The organism is Halobacteriovorax sp., from assembly GCF_048381875.1.
In the GTDB taxonomy this organism is placed as follows: Bacteria; Bdellovibrionota; Bacteriovoracia; order Bacteriovoracales; family Bacteriovoracaceae; genus Halobacteriovorax_A; species Halobacteriovorax_A vibrionivorans.
Genome location: NZ_JBLXBP010000001.1, coordinates 107,984 through 123,649, shown reverse-complemented (window position 1 = coordinate 123,649; position 15,666 = coordinate 107,984). Strand labels below are relative to the sequence as shown.

The 15,666-nt window shown below is 36.0% G+C and carries 18 protein-coding genes and 1 tRNA gene; 11 read left to right on the top strand and 8 right to left on the bottom strand.

What is annotated here, in order from left to right; genetic code table 11:
• The 4 genes from ACN5L8_RS00585 (at position 1) to ACN5L8_RS00570 (ending at position 4,469) form a co-directional block, all read left to right on the top strand.
• Positions 1-285 carry a hypothetical protein gene (locus ACN5L8_RS00585; RefSeq protein ID WP_133296989.1) on the top strand — a complete coding sequence of 95 codons (285 nt, stop codon included), beginning with the start codon at positions 1-3 and terminating at the stop codon, positions 283-285.
• 80 nt (positions 286-365) lie between these two features.
• The gene (locus ACN5L8_RS00580) at positions 366-1,871 is read left to right on the top strand and encodes a LamG-like jellyroll fold domain-containing protein (RefSeq protein ID WP_419172000.1); all 1,506 of its coding nucleotides are present in this window, start codon (positions 366-368) and stop codon (positions 1,869-1,871) included.
• A 37-nt stretch (positions 1,872-1,908) separates the two neighbouring features.
• Positions 1,909-3,303, top strand: coding sequence for an L-serine ammonia-lyase (locus ACN5L8_RS00575; RefSeq protein ID WP_419171999.1), 1,395 nt, complete (start codon positions 1,909-1,911; stop codon positions 3,301-3,303).
• 122 nt (positions 3,304-3,425) lie between these two features.
• Complete coding sequence (locus ACN5L8_RS00570) at positions 3,426-4,469, top strand: hypothetical protein (RefSeq protein ID WP_419171998.1); 1,044 nt, start codon at positions 3,426-3,428, stop codon at positions 4,467-4,469.
• A 32-nt stretch (positions 4,470-4,501) separates the two neighbouring features.
• On the opposite strand, the gene ACN5L8_RS00565 is transcribed toward ACN5L8_RS00570, so the two are convergent.
• The 6 genes from ACN5L8_RS00565 to ACN5L8_RS00540 all read right to left on the bottom strand — a co-directional run bounded on the left by ACN5L8_RS00565 (position 4,502) and on the right by ACN5L8_RS00540 (position 10,435).
• Entirely contained in the window at positions 4,502-4,924 is a 423-nt protein-coding gene (locus ACN5L8_RS00565; RefSeq protein WP_419171997.1) for a thioesterase family protein, read from the bottom strand.
• 23 nt (positions 4,925-4,947) lie between these two features.
• Positions 4,948-6,357: a hypothetical protein gene (locus ACN5L8_RS00560; protein WP_419171996.1), complete on the bottom strand. Its 1,410-nt coding sequence runs from the start codon at positions 6,355-6,357 to the stop codon at positions 4,948-4,950.
• On the bottom strand, positions 6,338-6,991 hold the full coding sequence (locus ACN5L8_RS00555; RefSeq protein WP_419171995.1) for an ATP-binding cassette domain-containing protein: 654 nt from the start codon (positions 6,989-6,991) through the stop codon (positions 6,338-6,340). Before ACN5L8_RS00555 ends, ACN5L8_RS00560 begins: the two co-directional genes overlap by 20 nt.
• A gap of 126 nt (positions 6,992-7,117) precedes the next feature.
• Positions 7,118-7,939 carry a heme-dependent oxidative N-demethylase subunit alpha family protein gene (locus tag ACN5L8_RS00550; RefSeq protein ID WP_419171994.1) on the bottom strand — a complete coding sequence of 274 codons (822 nt, stop codon included), beginning with the start codon at positions 7,937-7,939 and terminating at the stop codon, positions 7,118-7,120.
• A 4-nt stretch (positions 7,940-7,943) separates the two neighbouring features.
• Complete coding sequence (locus ACN5L8_RS00545) at positions 7,944-9,515, bottom strand: alkaline phosphatase (protein ID WP_419171993.1); 1,572 nt, start codon at positions 9,513-9,515, stop codon at positions 7,944-7,946.
• Complete coding sequence (locus ACN5L8_RS00540; RefSeq protein WP_419171992.1) at positions 9,512-10,435, bottom strand: alpha/beta hydrolase fold domain-containing protein; 924 nt, start codon at positions 10,433-10,435, stop codon at positions 9,512-9,514. Before ACN5L8_RS00540 ends, ACN5L8_RS00545 begins: the two co-directional genes overlap by 4 nt.
• A 188-nt stretch (positions 10,436-10,623) precedes the next feature.
• Here ACN5L8_RS00540 and ACN5L8_RS00535 point away from each other — a divergent pair, with 188 nt between their 5' ends.
• The 6 genes from ACN5L8_RS00535 (at position 10,624) to ACN5L8_RS00510 (ending at position 13,403) form a co-directional block, all read left to right on the top strand.
• The gene (locus ACN5L8_RS00535; protein WP_419171991.1) at positions 10,624-10,839 is read left to right on the top strand and encodes a hypothetical protein; all 216 of its coding nucleotides are present in this window, start codon (positions 10,624-10,626) and stop codon (positions 10,837-10,839) included.
• Between the two features lie 33 nt (positions 10,840-10,872).
• Positions 10,873-11,196 (top strand): hypothetical protein, encoded by a 324-nt coding sequence (locus ACN5L8_RS00530; protein WP_419171990.1) that lies wholly within the window; start codon positions 10,873-10,875, stop codon positions 11,194-11,196.
• 70 nt (positions 11,197-11,266) lie between these two features.
• Positions 11,267-11,743 carry a glutathione peroxidase gene (locus ACN5L8_RS00525; protein ID WP_115363798.1) on the top strand — a complete coding sequence of 159 codons (477 nt, stop codon included), beginning with the start codon at positions 11,267-11,269 and terminating at the stop codon, positions 11,741-11,743.
• Entirely contained in the window at positions 11,743-12,180 is a 438-nt protein-coding gene (locus ACN5L8_RS00520; RefSeq protein ID WP_419171989.1) for a MarR family winged helix-turn-helix transcriptional regulator, read from the top strand. The genes ACN5L8_RS00525 and ACN5L8_RS00520 overlap by 1 nt, the downstream gene beginning before the upstream one ends.
• The gene (locus tag ACN5L8_RS00515; RefSeq protein WP_115363802.1) at positions 12,173-12,814 is read left to right on the top strand and encodes an NAD(P)H-dependent oxidoreductase; all 642 of its coding nucleotides are present in this window, start codon (positions 12,173-12,175) and stop codon (positions 12,812-12,814) included. The genes ACN5L8_RS00520 and ACN5L8_RS00515 overlap by 8 nt, the downstream gene beginning before the upstream one ends.
• Before the next feature lie 55 nt (positions 12,815-12,869).
• Positions 12,870-13,403, top strand: a complete 534-nt coding sequence (locus tag ACN5L8_RS00510; RefSeq protein ID WP_419171988.1) for a zinc-dependent peptidase — start codon at positions 12,870-12,872, stop codon at positions 13,401-13,403.
• Here the strand turns inward: ACN5L8_RS00510 and ACN5L8_RS00505 are convergent.
• Positions 13,400-14,062 carry a hypothetical protein gene (locus ACN5L8_RS00505; RefSeq protein ID WP_419171987.1) on the bottom strand — a complete coding sequence of 221 codons (663 nt, stop codon included), beginning with the start codon at positions 14,060-14,062 and terminating at the stop codon, positions 13,400-13,402. The genes ACN5L8_RS00510 and ACN5L8_RS00505 overlap by 4 nt on opposite strands.
• A gap of 112 nt (positions 14,063-14,174) precedes the next feature.
• Between ACN5L8_RS00505 and ACN5L8_RS00500 the strand changes: the two genes are divergently transcribed.
• Positions 14,175-14,259: transfer RNA gene (locus tag ACN5L8_RS00500), tRNA-Leu, on the top strand.
• 42 nt (positions 14,260-14,301) lie between these two features.
• Here the strand turns inward: ACN5L8_RS00500 and ACN5L8_RS00495 are convergent.
• Positions 14,302-15,459 (bottom strand): tyrosine-type recombinase/integrase, encoded by a 1,158-nt coding sequence (locus tag ACN5L8_RS00495; RefSeq protein ID WP_419171986.1) that lies wholly within the window; start codon positions 15,457-15,459, stop codon positions 14,302-14,304.
• Positions 15,460-15,666: the final 207 nt, after the last annotated feature.

Below are 15,666 nucleotides of genomic sequence, written 5' to 3'. Positions count from 1 at the left end.
ATGGATATGAAGTATTTAAAGTATATTTTTGCAATTCTTCTCACATTGGCGGCCATTGACGTCTTAGGGGCGCCAAGCAATCAACCCGGTCCTTATCAATTTAATAGTTTTGAAATGGATAATCCTTACGAAGAGGCGGCCAAGGATGACGATAAGAAAATCAGAAGGCCATCATCTGAAGAAGAGTATAAATTTAAGTATGAATTAGAGCAGAGACCGAAGTGGCAGGACATAGAAGAGCACTGCGGTGATCGTTGTATTTACCCAGATTCTAGAGGTAACTGATTTCAACAAGTTAAGTTAGGTAAATATTTTCCTCAATCAATAATAACTAAGCTGTTCTATAATTTATTTAGAGCAGTTTTATGTTTAAGTACGCCATTTTACTCATATTTATAATTAACTTTGCCTCTTGTTCTGGAGGAGCGGAAGGTGCTGACGGAATTTCAGCAACGCCCGTAGGACAAGCTGCTCCAACAAATGCTTCAATTGCAGCAACCGTCATTACCGGTGCCTTACCGCAAGACGCTCCACAAGTGAGCTGGACTAATCCGGCAACTTTTGATCACATCGAATATGCCATAGGGACAACTTCTGGTGGTGATGAGCAAATAAGCTGGATGAATATAGCAAGTGCCACAAGTCACACCCAAGCAGGGCTCACAGGACTTACGGAGTGCACCACTTACTACCCTTCCATCAAGGCCCAGAGTACAACCGCCATTGATTCCACAATTGTGACAACTTCAGGCTTCTACTGGGATAACTCGCCACCAACAGGACTAGGCATACCAGATGTTTCAGCAGATGATGCCACTGCAAGCTCATCCACAACGACAACATGGAGTGCGGCCACAGATAATTGTAATCTCGATCATTATGAAATTGCCATTGGAACAAGTGCTGGTGCGACAGATGTGCAAACTTGGATCGATATTGGCAATGTCACAAGTTATAAAATTCAAGATGGGCTTGATACAGCAAGCTTCAGCCTAAGTGAAGGAACAAATTACTACATTACACTAAGGGCCATTGATGAAGCTGGATTAACGATGACTCAAAACTCTGCCGCTTTTACAGTCTTTAATCCTGCCGTCTCACTTCCCAATATGGTTTTAAGATTAGACGCCAGTGACTTATCTTCAATTCTTGATAATAGCGGATTAGATGCAAATAACGGTGGCTTTAATGGCTCTGTTGAAGACTGGCTTGATACTTCCGCAAGCGCCAATACTCACCACTTCTATCGTGATACGGCCGCACCAACTTTTGATGGCATTGATAATCACATTGTTTTTAATGGAACAAATCAAAACCTATCTGTCGCCAACCATTCAGAACTAAACACTGCTACAGTCGACCAAAGAAATATTACTGTGTCTTTTGAAACTTCTGCAGATATCACAACAACTCAAATTATTTTTGAAGAAGGTGGCGCATCCAGAGGAATGAATATTTATCTTAGCGGCGGAAACCTCTATTGCGGCTTCTGGAATATCCCAAACGATGGTGATGATTCGCAACCTTTTGTATCTGTAAATGCTCCTGCTTCGGCCAATACAATCTATCATGTAACTTGGGTATTTGATTATACAAATTACACCGGAGCGGCCGGCCCAGACGGAGACTTAACTTGTTATGTAAACGGTAGCTCAATTGGGCAGGCCACCACAACAAGTCTTCTTTATGCTCACTCAGGAGCTTTATCTCTAGGCTCTTTTGCAAATGACTCATATGACCACACTGGTTCCATGAATGGAGATGGTGCCTATTTTAATGGAGATATTATGGAGCTGATGCTCTTTAATGACCCACCGGATGCAGCAACTGTGAACACTATTCATACATACCTTGAAGATAAGTGGAACTAATCTAGCGAGATTAGTAATCATCTGCTATAAATCCCTTATGAATTTAAGTGTTTTTGATATTTACTCAGTTGGAATTGGGCCAAGTAGCTCACATACAGTTGGACCAATGAAGGCCGCTAAGGACTTTATGGATCGTCTCATGGAACATGGACTCTATGAGCAAACTCAACTTGTATCAACAGCACTCTATGGCTCTTTAGCTCTTACAGGTAAAGGCCATGGAACAGATACGGCAATCATTCTAGGCCTAAGTGGACACACTCCAGAAGAAATTTGTCCAGATCGTGTCGATGGAATCCTTGAACGCGCTAATAAGGCACATAAACTAGAATTTTATGAAGATCATAAGCACGCCAAAATTGTCGACTTTAATCCTCGTGAGCATATCTTATTTCATCGCAGTCAAACACTAGATTTTCATTCGAACGGAATGTGCTTTCAAGCGATTGATAAAAATGGAAAAGAGCTTTTTAAGAAAATTTATTACTCAATCGGTGGTGGATTTATAATCGCTGAGGGTGAAAATAATAAAGGCGACATATTCTCACAACACGAAAGCAAAGTTAAATATCCATTCACTTGTGGAGATGAATTACTATCTCAAGCAAAGAAGAATAATCTTACGATTTGCGAACTCATTAAGGCCAATGAAAAAAGCTGGCGCACTGAAGATGAGATCAATACAGGAATGCTTGCCATTTGGGATGCAATGAATAGTTGTATTAAAAGGGGCCTAAAAGCAGAAGGCCAACTTCCAGGCGGTTTAAAGGTAAACAAAAGAGCAAAGAAACTCCATGCAGCTCTACTGAAGAAAGACTGCCAGAAAAACCTTGATCCTCTTACTATTATGGACTGGGTAAACCTATTTGCAATCTCAGTTAACGAAGAAAATGCATCAGGCGGAAAAGTTGTGACAGCTCCAACAAATGGTGCAGCAGGAATTATCCCCGCCGTTGTGAAGTATTATTTAAAGTTTGTTAAAGACGCTACAATAGATAAGGTTATCGACTTCTTACTCGTTGCAGGAGCAATCGGCGTTCTCTACAAGAAGAATGCATCTATTTCTGGTGCTGAAGTGGGTTGCCAAGGTGAAGTTGGCGTTGCTTGCTCAATGGCAGCAGCAGGTCTTGCCCAAGTTCTTGGTGGAACAAACGAACAGATAGAAAACGCAGCAGAGATAGCAATGGAGCATAACCTAGGGCTAACTTGTGATCCAATTGGTGGCCTTGTGCAAATCCCATGTATTGAAAGAAATGCAATGGGTGCAGTAAAAGCAATAAATGCTGCAAGAATGGCAATGCGCGGAGACGGAAGTCACTACGTTAGCCTCGATAAAGTTATCAAAACCATGAAAGATACAGGTGCTGATATGCAAACCAAGTATAAAGAAACTAGTCGTGGTGGTTTGGCCGTTAATGTCACAGAATGCTAATTCAGTAACTTAGACTAGTTACTTATTTCACAACTCTATTCTAATCCTTTTAATTCATCACTAACTATCATAAAAAAACATATTTTATAGAATAGATGAAAGAGAATTATTAGGGAGAGAATATGAAGAAAGTCTTGATTCCTCTATTACTACTTACGATCTTCACTGGTTGTAAAGAAGTGAAAGAGGCCATTAAAATGCCTGAAAAAATGGATAAACTTGGTGCAACAACTGATGATATGAGTGATACAACATCACAACTTTACTCTCAACTACGTTCAGCACAATCATCAGTCGAGCGTCGTGATGTCTTTGGCCTCATCCTAAATGATAAAGTCGAAATGGGCCAAAAGCTAACAAATGCAGCAAAGTTCTTTATGGCATTTGAGTTCAATCTTTATACAGGAATTAGGCCATATGATAATCCAGCAATTCGCGACATGCTTTTCTTTGATGCAGTAGAAGAGTTTTATAAGAATATGGCATCAGTTTATGAAACAGATGTTAAGGGTGAATTCAATGTTAAAAAGGCCATGGAAAAAGGAAAGATGACTCCAATTCATACTGGAAAATGGTCACTTAAAAAGAATAATTACGAACAAGCATTCTATGCAGTTGCAGCAGCGATGCACAAAGTTCACCACCGTCAAACTTATAATGCAAACAAGAACGGTTTTGCAGAAGCTTCAATCTACACTCTTATGAAAGATGCCCTAGTAAAAGATGCACATGGTGCAACACTTTCAAAGTATGAAGAGTATATGGTTGCTGGAAATAACAAAGAAATCTCAATTGCACTTTTAAAAGCGCGTATTGATATTATCCTTGCTCTTGCTATTAAAGACTCAATGGATAAGGACGAGGCATCTTTCTGGCCAGGACTTCTTCACGTTATCACTGGTGGAAAGCTTGGAAAACTTGAACTTCCTTCGACTTTTGAAACTTCAAATGAAGCAACAATGAAAGAAGCAAATAAGAAAATTGAAGAAGCACTTAAGTGTTATGACTTCCTACTATCAATTGGAGTTGAGCATAAGATTGATGAGAAGGTTAAGAATATCTTTGATAATGTTGAGCTGCCAGAGCTTGATAATATTCAAGCAGAAAATGAGAATATTCATGAGTACCGTGAATACATCTATCAAATTCAAAAGTTAGAAAACTAAATAAAACAAAGGCCTCATTTTTGAGGCCTTTTTTATTTCTTAAAATAATTTAAAAACTCTTGCGGGGCCTTACTGATCTTACGAGCTTCGTAGTCAAAGAAGACAATACCATTCTTAGCAAAGGCAATCGTCCTCTCACCACAGCTAAATTTATATAGAAGATCATAACCATAATCATTTATATCTTCTACATACATTTCAACATCGAGAACTTCTCCATAGAAAGCTTCACCGCGATACATATAGGCAGCATCCGCTTGAATAAGGGACTTTCCAAAACAGTCTAATTCAGTATGTCCAATTGACTTTAAAAAGCGAAGACGGCCTTCATGGCAGAGAGTTGCCACAGCGTCATTGCCCATATGGTTTCCATAATTAATGAAATTAACGGTTAATTCAATTTGTGTCTTATAGTCTGGTTCCCTCTTTGGGACACTTAATTTAATTCTTGCCATAAAACTATTAAATGATAGAAGACTTAATTCTTCAAGTGCTGTTTTAAAAGGTCACGCATGGCCATTCGGCATCTATAACTCCTTTTACGAGATAGGACATCATATATATCTGCTTCCTTCTTTCCAATTTTACCGATTTTAACACTAACACCTGAGTCTATTAATGCAGCGATCGATCGCCCATGACAATTGTGTGCAGCATTCTTCATCATTTTAGAAAAGTCACTACTAGCTAAGTTATAAGAATTATTACTTAATAAATAACGACTTATCTTATCGGAATTCTTACTTAAGACATAATCTAAGAAAAATCCACCTTTACAAACCTTTTGAGAAAATAGCTGACAGAAATAAGGATCATATGACTCAACATTAACAGGTACAATTTTCTTAATAACATCAAGTGAATCATTAACAATAAGGGCCCTTAACACCACTTCTTCTGTAAGCCACTTATACTTCTTATCCTTAGGCATACCAGCTTTGTAATAAGCGACAAATTCTTCAGGCTTATCATTTAAAAGATCAATTGCATGCGTTGGCTCAATAAAACCTAAAAAGCTTGCTAATTGGTATGCCTTACGATTAGTTTCAACTTGCGATAGAACATAGGCTCCAAACAGAATATTCAATACAAACAAGAATGAAAACACTTGTGCATGTAACTTTACTTGTTTCATGAATGTAGGCTGTTTAAAACGAAAGCCTTTATGTTCATTTGCGGTTGGTGCATTTTTTATAATATTATTAATTAAAACAATATCATAAATTAAAACAATGGAAGTAAAGATATAAAAAGTAGAGATGTTGTCAAAAACATCAGGCGTCATTTGGTTAATTAGTACAAAGTCGAATAAAATTACAAGAATAAAAACAAAACCTAAGGCGAGATTTAGAATTAAAACTTTAATAGTTTCCATATTGCCTATATCTATTCCTGTAAGACGGTCATGTATTCTCATAATACCGACATGTCCAAACAGGACAAACAATTGAAACGCACAAAATACAGTAAAGACATCTCGTTCAAAGTAGCCTGAAAAATCAATAAACACAGGTCCTAGTAAGTGAACCCCATAGATCATTGAAATGATCGGAAAGAAGAAGCAAAAACCATTTTGAATAACTGAAATAGTAAATTTTTGAAAATAAGTTAGCGGAAGAATATTATTATATAAGTAATGAGTTGCATTTCTCTTGGTAGCAAAACCAAACCTAATAATATTCGCCGAATTCTTTGAAATTAAAAGAGTTGAAACAAACAGAAACATAAAATAAAGAGGTAAGACTCTTATACTATAAATATGATCCACAATGGCCATAAATATCCCCAAAACTCCGGCCCATAGAAGTTGGGTAATAAAGAGCTTAGTGTTCTCTCTTATTGATGAAAAAATTAGTTCTTTTACGATATTACGCGACTTCATTTTCATAGACCTCTAAGTTTTCAATTGTCACAACACGGTTACCATTTAAAGAAGTATCTTCAGGAATATTTGTTGCCATAAAGACTGTCTTTCCTGAGTCACATTCATCTCTTAAAGTTTCACCAAGTAATTTTCTTGCATCACGATCTAGAACAGCTGTAACCTCATCCATTAATATAAAAGGTACTTCAGAACATATAGCTGCGATAAATTGAATCCGAACCTTCATCCCAGTTGATAATTGGGAGACGTATTTGTCTCTTTCTAAATTGAATCTTTTAAGCAATAGCTCTTCTTTTTCCTTATTATATCTAGGATACAAGATAGAAAAATTATCTAAAATAAAGCCAACTCTGGAGTTTTCATCGAAGCTGAGATCATGGGAATTAAAGAACATACTTTTTAAGATATCTGTTTGATTAGATACTGGATTCATTCCCAATACATTAACTTGTCCCTCAAGAGGATGGCGAAGACCAAGAAGTAAGTTAACAAGAGTACTCTTGCCTGATCCGTTCTTTCCAAGAAGAATAACAAATTCTCCTTTATTGATTTGAAGATTTAGATTTTTGAAAATAACTTCACCACTGGGATAAGTATAAGCAAGGTTTCTGATATCGAGGATACAATTTGAACTCATAAGAACTGCCTTAATGAATATATGATTAACTTTAAACAGCAATCATAACAGCAGTATAAAAATATCCAAAAATCAGTGTCTTATGTGTCGACTAAATAAAGACTGGTGCAATTATTTGAGGCGGCCCTAACCTATCAATTCATCAATATAAGAAATGACATCATCAAGATTCTTCTTAATTCCCTTGTATGTGAGAGTATCGTCAGTCATTGAGAAAATGGCCTCTTTTAAGAGTTTAAGTTCTCTCGCAGGAATCTGCGCAACATCAAGAAAGTATGTTCGAATTGTAAAAAGGCAGACATCTTCTTCAGGAAGGCCCACCATATGCTGACGCTCAATTCTCATATAGAGCTTGTGATTGCCGTCATTTTTAAAGCTTCGGCCATACCATAACTCATCAGAAATACCCTTAGGAGCTTCAGGATGATGGTTTAGTCTCGTATCAGTTGAGAGTCCCCATGCAAACCTCTTAAATGGCCCTCTCTCGATTAGAGAGCGAGAAAGCCTTGTTGCATTCTTAGCAATTTGGCCAAAGTCTGCAACAGGTATGTGGATATGATTGAAGTCTTGAGAGATCTTCTCTCTAGGGTCCCAGTGATTTGGAAAACATAGAGAAATAGCAATGGCCTTCTCACCTTTCATAAGAGCGAAGTCTTCTTGTGTATTTAGTGTCATCTGCGCAATAGAAGAATAGTCTTTACTTGCGCATTGATTTAAAAAGTCTTGATAAACGCTTTCCTTACTTAAAAACTCTTCATCTATGCAGAGATACTTATCTTTATTCTCTTTAAAACAAATACTTTTTTGCTCAATATAGTCATTAAAGTTCTGGTCTTTTAAAAAGACATCGCTATCAAGTGGAGATAGGCCAGGAGAGACTTCATACTTACCTTTTCTTAAAGGAAATAGCTCTTCTTTAAAATCGAGCGGTTTTACTGGCGCATACATTACTTTATAGCCCTAATACTTTTTGTAAACGATCACCAATCTGAGGATGAGTTAACTGGCCAGAAAACTCTTTGGCCCAATCAACATCTCCTTTTGTATAAACATGTACTGGTGCAGCAGTATGCCCACTTGTTGCCCAAACAACATTCTGCTCACTTGCGATGGCCTTAGCAATTAGTGATGTTCTGATATTTTTAAGATCATAATAATAATGATCATGATATCCTCTAAACTTAGGCACCTCACCTTTGTATAATTTTAAATTCTTTCTCCTGCGTTTTTCTTCAATGGCCTTAGCTAAGATTTCGCTACACTTACTAAGACTTAAACGAACTGTAGTAGTCTCTTCAATAAGATCACATAGCGTTGAAGAAGTTTGCTGTGACTTTTCTAAATCTAAGAAGTCATCCCAAAGCTTAATTAAATTTGTCTTTTGAGAATATAAAAGATCTAAGACTCGATATGGGCCATAGTTGATAGATGTTTTAAACTTACGGTCTTTAAAAACTGAACCAGATAATTCAATCTCATCTTCTATTTTTCCAATATTATAACCAAATCCAAATCCACCTGTTTCATGATCCGCTGTAATAACTAAAAGTGTATCAGGGTTCTTACTAACCCAATCACTGATCCAATTAACTGTTTCATTAAATGAAAGCATCTCATGGAGCATACTTCCAGCATCATTTTGGTGACCGGCCCAATCAATTTGGCCACCTTCAATCATAAGAAAGAAGCCATCATCATTTTTAGAAAGAGTTTCAACAGCACTCTTTGACATCTCAAGAAGAGTTGGAATCTCACGGGATTCATCTTCTTTTTTATCACGAAACCATAAAGCTTCTGGCATATTGTGATTCGTGAAAAGACCTAAGACTTTCTTAGATGGATCGATATTAGTAAGCTCACTTCTTTTATGAATTACTTGAAAGCCTTTATCTTTTGCCTCTTGTAATAGGTTGCGATCATCCTTTCGTTTAGACTTAAGTGTGAAGTGACCTTCTATTGCACTCTTCGTTCCCTTAGGTACAAAGCGGTTGGCCCCACCAGAAAACATAAGATCAGGTGCAACTTCAATCATACTTTGAGCAATTCTATCTTCAGACCATCGATTTGCAACATGAGCAGCAAAAGAGGCCGGTGTCGCATGAGTAAGTCTTGTATCTGAGACAAGTCCAGTTTTGAGTCCTTTCTTTTGTGCCTTTTCTAAAATAGTTTTTGCAATCTCTCCTTCTTTATCCAATCCAATCATTTCAGACCTTGAAGGTGTACCAGTTGCTAATTGTGTAGCAGAACAAGCAGAGTCTACAACAATGCTCCCATACGGCTGAGTTGCAGAAACTCCTATTTGATTAGAGTTCATATTTGCAAAGGCATAACGAACATTCTTCATCTTCGGATTTGAATTATGTTTTAAGTAGTAATTTAATAATGAGATCTGACCTGGCCCCATTCCATCACCTATCATTAAAATAAGATTTTTTGGCCCTTTACTTGATGAGCTATTCATACAACTAGAAAGCAATAAAAGAGCACTTAAAAAGAAAGTAGAAGATATAGACCTATTAATCATTTATTATCCTTTAATATTTCGTTGAATATATTATTTTTTGCGTAATTGAGTAGTTCATCACATTCTAACACGTAATTTGTCCAAGCATGGAAACCTGATGAAAATTCCTTAAAGCTTACTTGTACACCTTCACGCATAAGTTTCTCATAAAACATAATACTATCTTCATAGAGAACATCATACTTTGCGACATAGATATTTGTCCTTGGAAGTAGAAATAAATCATCTGAGTAGAGTGGGAAAATATCAGGATCTTGAAGATGAATATCGCGATCAGAAATTGCATAATCAAGTAACTTTAAAAGCATTGATTTGGATAGGCCTGACTCCTCCCCACTTTCATAGCGATTTGCAGAGTCCGAGTCAAAATCACTTTGATAATGACCGGTAATAAGATGAATCTCTTTAATATCTAATTGATCGCTACGTTTTGCATTTTCAAGAGCACAAAGTGTGACAAGATTTGCTCCGGCAGAAGTTCCAGTTAAGATAAACCTTTTAACTCCGCGTTTTTTTAAGTCTAAAAGCAGCTTCAAGGACCAATCCACAATCTCTGGAATCGTCACTTCTGGACAAAGAGGATAATCAGGACACAAGATTGTTCTTCCAGATTCATTATAGAGGGCCTGACAAAATTGGGCGCCAGTTAGCTCATCACCTGTTACATATCCTCCAGAATGAAAGTGTAAAATACACTCTTGTCCGATTTTACTCTTATCTTTTGTCCATACAAGTATGCGTCGATCATCAAAAGAAAACTCGTCTTCTACATATTGAGTGTTCTCTTTTTCTACAATGGCCATAGCGCGACGTAATTCTTCGAGAGTAATTTTTGAAAATCGCTTTATTCCAGCATCAAAGAAAGCTTGCATAGATGCAAGTCTCTTTGTTGTTAGAAAGTCACGTATTGTTTCATTCATAGTTAAATCTTATTAAGTTCATAATAGTAAAGCCAGCTAAGTATATAAATAAACGCCTGATATTTAAAGATACTTCAGCTCACATTTTCCGACTAAAACAGTATGAATTTATTTCAACAGAAATTTCATAATAATCTGTTATTACACCGCAATAATTAACCTAAACAGATTCAACAGAGGTGATAAATATGAAACGAATTTTAGCTGCAACTTTTATCTTTATACTTACTTCAAACCCTGCATATGGTGCACAAGGTGAACAAGAAAAGAAAGAAATGAAAGATAAACAATCGAAATCACAAAAATCAAAAGTAGACAAAAAGAAAACAAGTGATCGCGATCCTGCAAGTATAAGTGGAAAAGAAGTGAGTTTAACGGAGAAGCATTACTTAATATATAAATAATTTTTTAGTAACAAAAACTAGGAACTGGAGACTATGAGCATTAAACAGAAAAATACATTCAACCCTAAGGCCATTATCTATGCTGGTATTGGTGCAATTATTATTCTTCTGATCATAGCTGGCGTTAGTCGTGTTCAAGGTGCTGTTGTAAGTCAAGATAGTGGTGCAGTAGAAGATGTCACATATTCTGAAGAAAATAAGAATATGTCTAAAGAAAAGGATTATGCAGACCAAAAAAGCATGCCTCAGGAAGACTCAAAGCGTACCCCTGCTTCATATGATGAAAAAGAACAGAAGATAGAAAAAAATATGGAGTATCACGATAAAGAGTACTTATATGATAGAAAATATAAGTAGTGCAAAATTAGATTGCGCACAACTTAAATACATGATAGTGTCTCCTTAGGATAAAACTAAGGAGACCATTATGAGTATTTATGATTACAAAGCAATCGATATCAAAGGGAATGAGCGCTCTTTAAGTGAATTTAAAGGAAAGAGTTTACTTATTGTAAACACTGCAAGTAAGTGTGGTTTTACTCCTCAATATGAAGGTCTTCAAAAGATCTATGATAAATATAAAGACAAATTAGAAGTCTTAGCATTTCCTTGTAATCAATTTGGAAAGCAAGAACCTGGTAATTCAGAAGACATTCAGTCTTTTTGTGATTTAACTTTTAAAACATCATTTCCACTTTTTGAAAAAGTTGAAGTCAATGGTGAAAATACTCATCCACTATTCCAATATTTAAAATCAGAACTTCCAGGCCTTCTAGGTAGCAAGAAGATCAAATGGAATTTCACAAAATTTCTTATCGACAGCGAAGGCAATCCAGTTAAAAGATATGCTCCTATTGATAAACCTGAGAGCATTGAAAACGATATAAAAAAGAGTTTTAAATAATGAGTGATGAAATCCTCTACATTGAAAACCAAGTTTGCTTTAGCCTATATCGATTAAGTAAATTGATAACAAGTCAGTACAGGCCTTATCTTGAAGAGATAAACCTTACTTATCCTCAATATCTTGTCATGCTTGTTCTATGGGAAGATGAAAGAGTTAATATGTCTGGGCTGGGAGATAAGTTATCACTTGATACCGGAACACTCTCCCCTCTTGTAAAGAGACTTATTGAAAAGAAACTTGTTGAGAAGAAAAGATGTGAGGAAGACGAGAGAATTGTCTACATAACAACGACGACACAGGGAAAGAAGTTAAAGAAAAAGGCAAAATCAATACCTCAAAAGCTTCTTTGTTCAAAAGAAATAGATATTAATGAAATACAAAAGCTAAAAGCTGAAGCAGATAAAGTATATAACCTATGGAGCACACATGAATAATGAAGAAATTTTAAAAGCACTTAATTGGCGATACGCTACAAAGGTCTTTGATAAAGACAAGAAGATATCAGACGAAGATTTACACGTATTAAATGAATCCTTGAGACTCGCTGCGAGCTCGTTCGGTCTACAACCATGGAAGTTCATACTTGTTAATGACAAAGAGACACGTGAGAAACTAAGAGAATATTCTTGGGGACAAGCTCAAGTTACAGATGCTTCTCATTATGTAGTACTTGCATATATGACAGAACTTAATGAAGAGTATATTGAAAAATTTGTTCAATCAATTGCTGATCAAAGAAAAGTTGAGCGCGAAGGACTACAAGGTTACTACGATGTAATGAAAGCGGCACTTATTGACGGGCCACGATCAAAAACTATTTCAGAATGGGCACAGAGACAGACTTATATCGCAATGGGACAACTACTTATGACAGCTGCGATACAAGGCATTGATACTTGTGCAATTGAAGGAATCGTACCTGAAGAATATGATAAAATTTTAGGTCTAGAAGGAACTAAGTACAAAACTCTAGGTACAGTGGCACTTGGTTACCGCTCTGATGAAGATAAGTACAAAGACCTTGAAAAGGTTCGATTTAGTTTTGATGAAGTATTCAAAGTTATCTAATTGGTAAAGGCGGCCTTTGGTCGCCTTTTTATTAATTATAAGTTAAACTCCATTTATGATTTTTATTCCATTTATTATTTTCTTTGCTCTATTATTTGGTTATTTCTTCTACAAGCATTATTCACAAAAACTTGCTCGTAATTTGGCATTAAAGAAGTTATCTGAAAAAAAACCTGCCTGGAAAGAATTCTTAAGGGATGAAACGAAGCTATTTTCTCAATTATCACAACAGGAACAAGAAAGACTCCTAGACTCTATTCTTATTTTCTATAGTGAAAAAAAATGGTCAACAGAGCTAAGTGAAAATGAATGTTTAAAAACTTCATATTATGCATGCCTACCAATCTTTAAAAGAAAAACTAATTACTATCCAAATATTAAAGAGATAAATTCAATGTGGAGCTTTCAAGAATGGCTTTCTCAAAACGAGAAACAATTCGAAATCGACTTTGGAAAGATGGCCTTAAAGGAATTGCAAGGAAACTTCTCCTACTATTCTGAGCTATTTTTTGAATCTCCAAACAAGCTACAAACTGATCATCCAGCAGTTTACGACAAGCTACTTAAGTTTTATCAAGTGGAAGTTTAATAGAAGTCTGAATCATCATCGCTATATGGATGGACTTGTTTGTAATTGCTTCCTTGTTCAATATGGGCCTTTATATTTTGAAGATTCCACTTAAAAGTATTTGTCACACTTCTTTTTGTAATAAAACGAAATATCTGCTTCCACATAAAGTAATTGAAACTTGATGTTTCTTTCTCTAATTCATCGCGTTCTATATAGCCAGATCGAAATGTCAGAGAAGTTTTATTTTCGCCAAGCTTCTTATAGATTTGCTCCACAAGAAACTCTCCCTTCTCGTTATAGTTGAAAATATCCATGAATTCGTTGAAGTTATAGGCCCTGATTTGCTTATAATACAGATCCTTATTCTTTTCTATTTTGGTCGTTGTTTCGTCCCAGAAAGTCCCTTTTTCATCTGCACGTCTAAAACATCTCCTAGTAAAACCGATATCACTTTGTTTAAGATTGGCATTCCAAGGGCATTCACTAATTGGGCAACTGACTATCTTATAAAAGTAGGTTGACCACTTTCTTGCATTCTCATTTTTTGAATTATATGCCCATACATCATCAATAGATGCGTCAATCACAACAGTAAACTCTGCATAATCGCTTGGCCTTGTATACTCAGAGGCAGCGGTACTGAACGATAAGATAATGAGGAGAATATACTTTATCATTTGCATAACGTATCTCGACACGACGCACACGACAAGAGACTATATAAATTTACCATTGCCATCTAATTCATAAATGATTAATATATCTTGGCAAATCAAGTGATTTCAATGTGCCTAGGTGGTGAAATTGGTAAACACGCACGGTTGAGGGCCGTGTGCCGCAAGGCTTGCTGGTTCAAGTCCAGTTCTAGGCACCATTTTCAAAACAAATAACATACATATAATAAAACCCAATTAAATTAAGAGCTTACAACCAATTTCGGACTCGAAATCATGTGAACTTTTGTCTTATCACTTTTGGGGTTCATATAGGGTTCATCGCCATTCAAAATAGGATTAACACCCATATTCATGTGCTTTATTGATGACTGTAAATGATCTGGTGAGAAATGAGCATAACGCATCGTCATATCAATATTCGTATGACCTAAAAGCTTTTGAAGTTCAAAGACACTTCCACCATTCATCATGAATTGAGTAGCGAAAGTATGCCTAAGGTCGTGAAACGATATTAGACGCTCAATTTTGGCCTTAGCTTGGTCTATCTTCAATTTTCTATACACATGGCCATAGTCGATTGGTCTTCCATCTGGACGAATTAAGACAAATTCAGAAGATCTATATTCGTAAATTCTCATAAGTAATGAGCTAACTTCTTTAGTCATCGGTAAAATACGCTTGATCTTTGTTTTGGTTGTTTCTTTAAGTCCTGTCTTATCCCTAGTTCTAGTGACTGTAATTTGTGATAGTGCAAAATCAACTCTATCCCACTTAAGCCCACAAAGCTCAGATAAACGAAGCCCAGTATGTAGTGCTAAGAAGTACAAAGGATAATGAGTGCTATTGATACTAGAGGATAGAAATTGTTGAATCTCAGCTTTAGTCCAATAGTTATCAGTCTTTAAATCTTCCTTTTGTGCCTTTATCCCTTTTAGTGGATTAGCCATCATGTATTCATTTTCTATAGCATGATTGATAATACTTCTAAGAAGCATGATAATCACATTTATGCCCTTACCATTATGACCACGCTCTTTTAATGTTCCTATGAACTTTAAGACATGACCCTTTTGAATTTGAGATAATTTTGACTTACCAAAGGTCGGTAATAAATGAACTCTTAAGATACTTTCATAACTGATGTAAGTCCTCTTAGAGAGTTGAGGCATTACATGAGATTTCATATAAATATCTGTGTACTCATTAAAGGTCATATTTGCATTAACAAGACTATTAGAGTTGCCATTGGCCATAGCTGATGACTTATCTAATTCTTTTTGTCTCTTCCATGCTTTAGCATCAGTTTTACGAAGAAAGAAAGGGCTTTTAATGGCCTTCCCATTAACTCGTATCATCTCACGGTACTTGTAACCGCTTTTCGTTTTTCTAGTTTCCATAGTTTTCTCCTTGTTGAAGAAATCTATAGAGCCTATTCTCATCTAACTTTATTCTATATGTGAATGTAAAAGAACCTGTATTACTATTAATAATTGTATATCGTTTTATATAGTAATTAATCAAGGCCTTTTTTAGTTTAATTTCCTTACATATATTCGTCATCTCGTTACCTTTTTAAGTAAAATACTCCCCCCCCATAAAGGAAA

Excerpts from the sequence above, each read along its gene's own strand:
- ACN5L8_RS00510 (WP_419171988.1), top strand. The coding sequence starts at position 12,870 with ATGATTTTTATTCCATTTATTATTTTCTTTGCTCTATTATTTGGTTAT.
- ACN5L8_RS00570 (WP_419171998.1), top strand. The coding sequence starts at position 3,426 with ATGAAGAAAGTCTTGATTCCTCTATTACTACTTACGATCTTCACTGGT.
- ACN5L8_RS00555 (WP_419171995.1), bottom strand. The coding sequence starts at position 6,991 with ATGAGTTCAAATTGTATCCTCGATATCAGAAACCTTGCTTATACTTAT.
- ACN5L8_RS00585 (WP_133296989.1), top strand. The coding sequence starts at position 1 with ATGGATATGAAGTATTTAAAGTATATTTTTGCAATTCTTCTCACATTG.
- ACN5L8_RS00550 (WP_419171994.1), bottom strand. The coding sequence starts at position 7,939 with ATGTATGCGCCAGTAAAACCGCTCGATTTTAAAGAAGAGCTATTTCCT.
- ACN5L8_RS00535 (WP_419171991.1), top strand. The coding sequence starts at position 10,624 with ATGAAACGAATTTTAGCTGCAACTTTTATCTTTATACTTACTTCAAAC.
- ACN5L8_RS00540 (WP_419171992.1), bottom strand. The coding sequence starts at position 10,435 with ATGAATGAAACAATACGTGACTTTCTAACAACAAAGAGACTTGCATCT.
- ACN5L8_RS00580 (WP_419172000.1), top strand. The coding sequence starts at position 366 with ATGTTTAAGTACGCCATTTTACTCATATTTATAATTAACTTTGCCTCT.
- ACN5L8_RS00515 (WP_115363802.1), top strand. The coding sequence starts at position 12,173 with ATGAATAATGAAGAAATTTTAAAAGCACTTAATTGGCGATACGCTACA.
- ACN5L8_RS00530 (WP_419171990.1), top strand. The coding sequence starts at position 10,873 with ATGAGCATTAAACAGAAAAATACATTCAACCCTAAGGCCATTATCTAT.
- ACN5L8_RS00495 (WP_419171986.1), bottom strand. The coding sequence starts at position 15,459 with ATGGAAACTAGAAAAACGAAAAGCGGTTACAAGTACCGTGAGATGATA.
- ACN5L8_RS00545 (WP_419171993.1), bottom strand. The coding sequence starts at position 9,515 with ATGATTAATAGGTCTATATCTTCTACTTTCTTTTTAAGTGCTCTTTTA.
- ACN5L8_RS00525 (WP_115363798.1), top strand. The coding sequence starts at position 11,267 with ATGAGTATTTATGATTACAAAGCAATCGATATCAAAGGGAATGAGCGC.
- ACN5L8_RS00505 (WP_419171987.1), bottom strand. The coding sequence starts at position 14,062 with ATGATAAAGTATATTCTCCTCATTATCTTATCGTTCAGTACCGCTGCC.
- ACN5L8_RS00575 (WP_419171999.1), top strand. The coding sequence starts at position 1,909 with ATGAATTTAAGTGTTTTTGATATTTACTCAGTTGGAATTGGGCCAAGT.
- ACN5L8_RS00565 (WP_419171997.1), bottom strand. The coding sequence starts at position 4,924 with ATGGCAAGAATTAAATTAAGTGTCCCAAAGAGGGAACCAGACTATAAG.
- ACN5L8_RS00520 (WP_419171989.1), top strand. The coding sequence starts at position 11,743 with ATGAGTGATGAAATCCTCTACATTGAAAACCAAGTTTGCTTTAGCCTA.
- ACN5L8_RS00560 (WP_419171996.1), bottom strand. The coding sequence starts at position 6,357 with ATGAAAATGAAGTCGCGTAATATCGTAAAAGAACTAATTTTTTCATCA.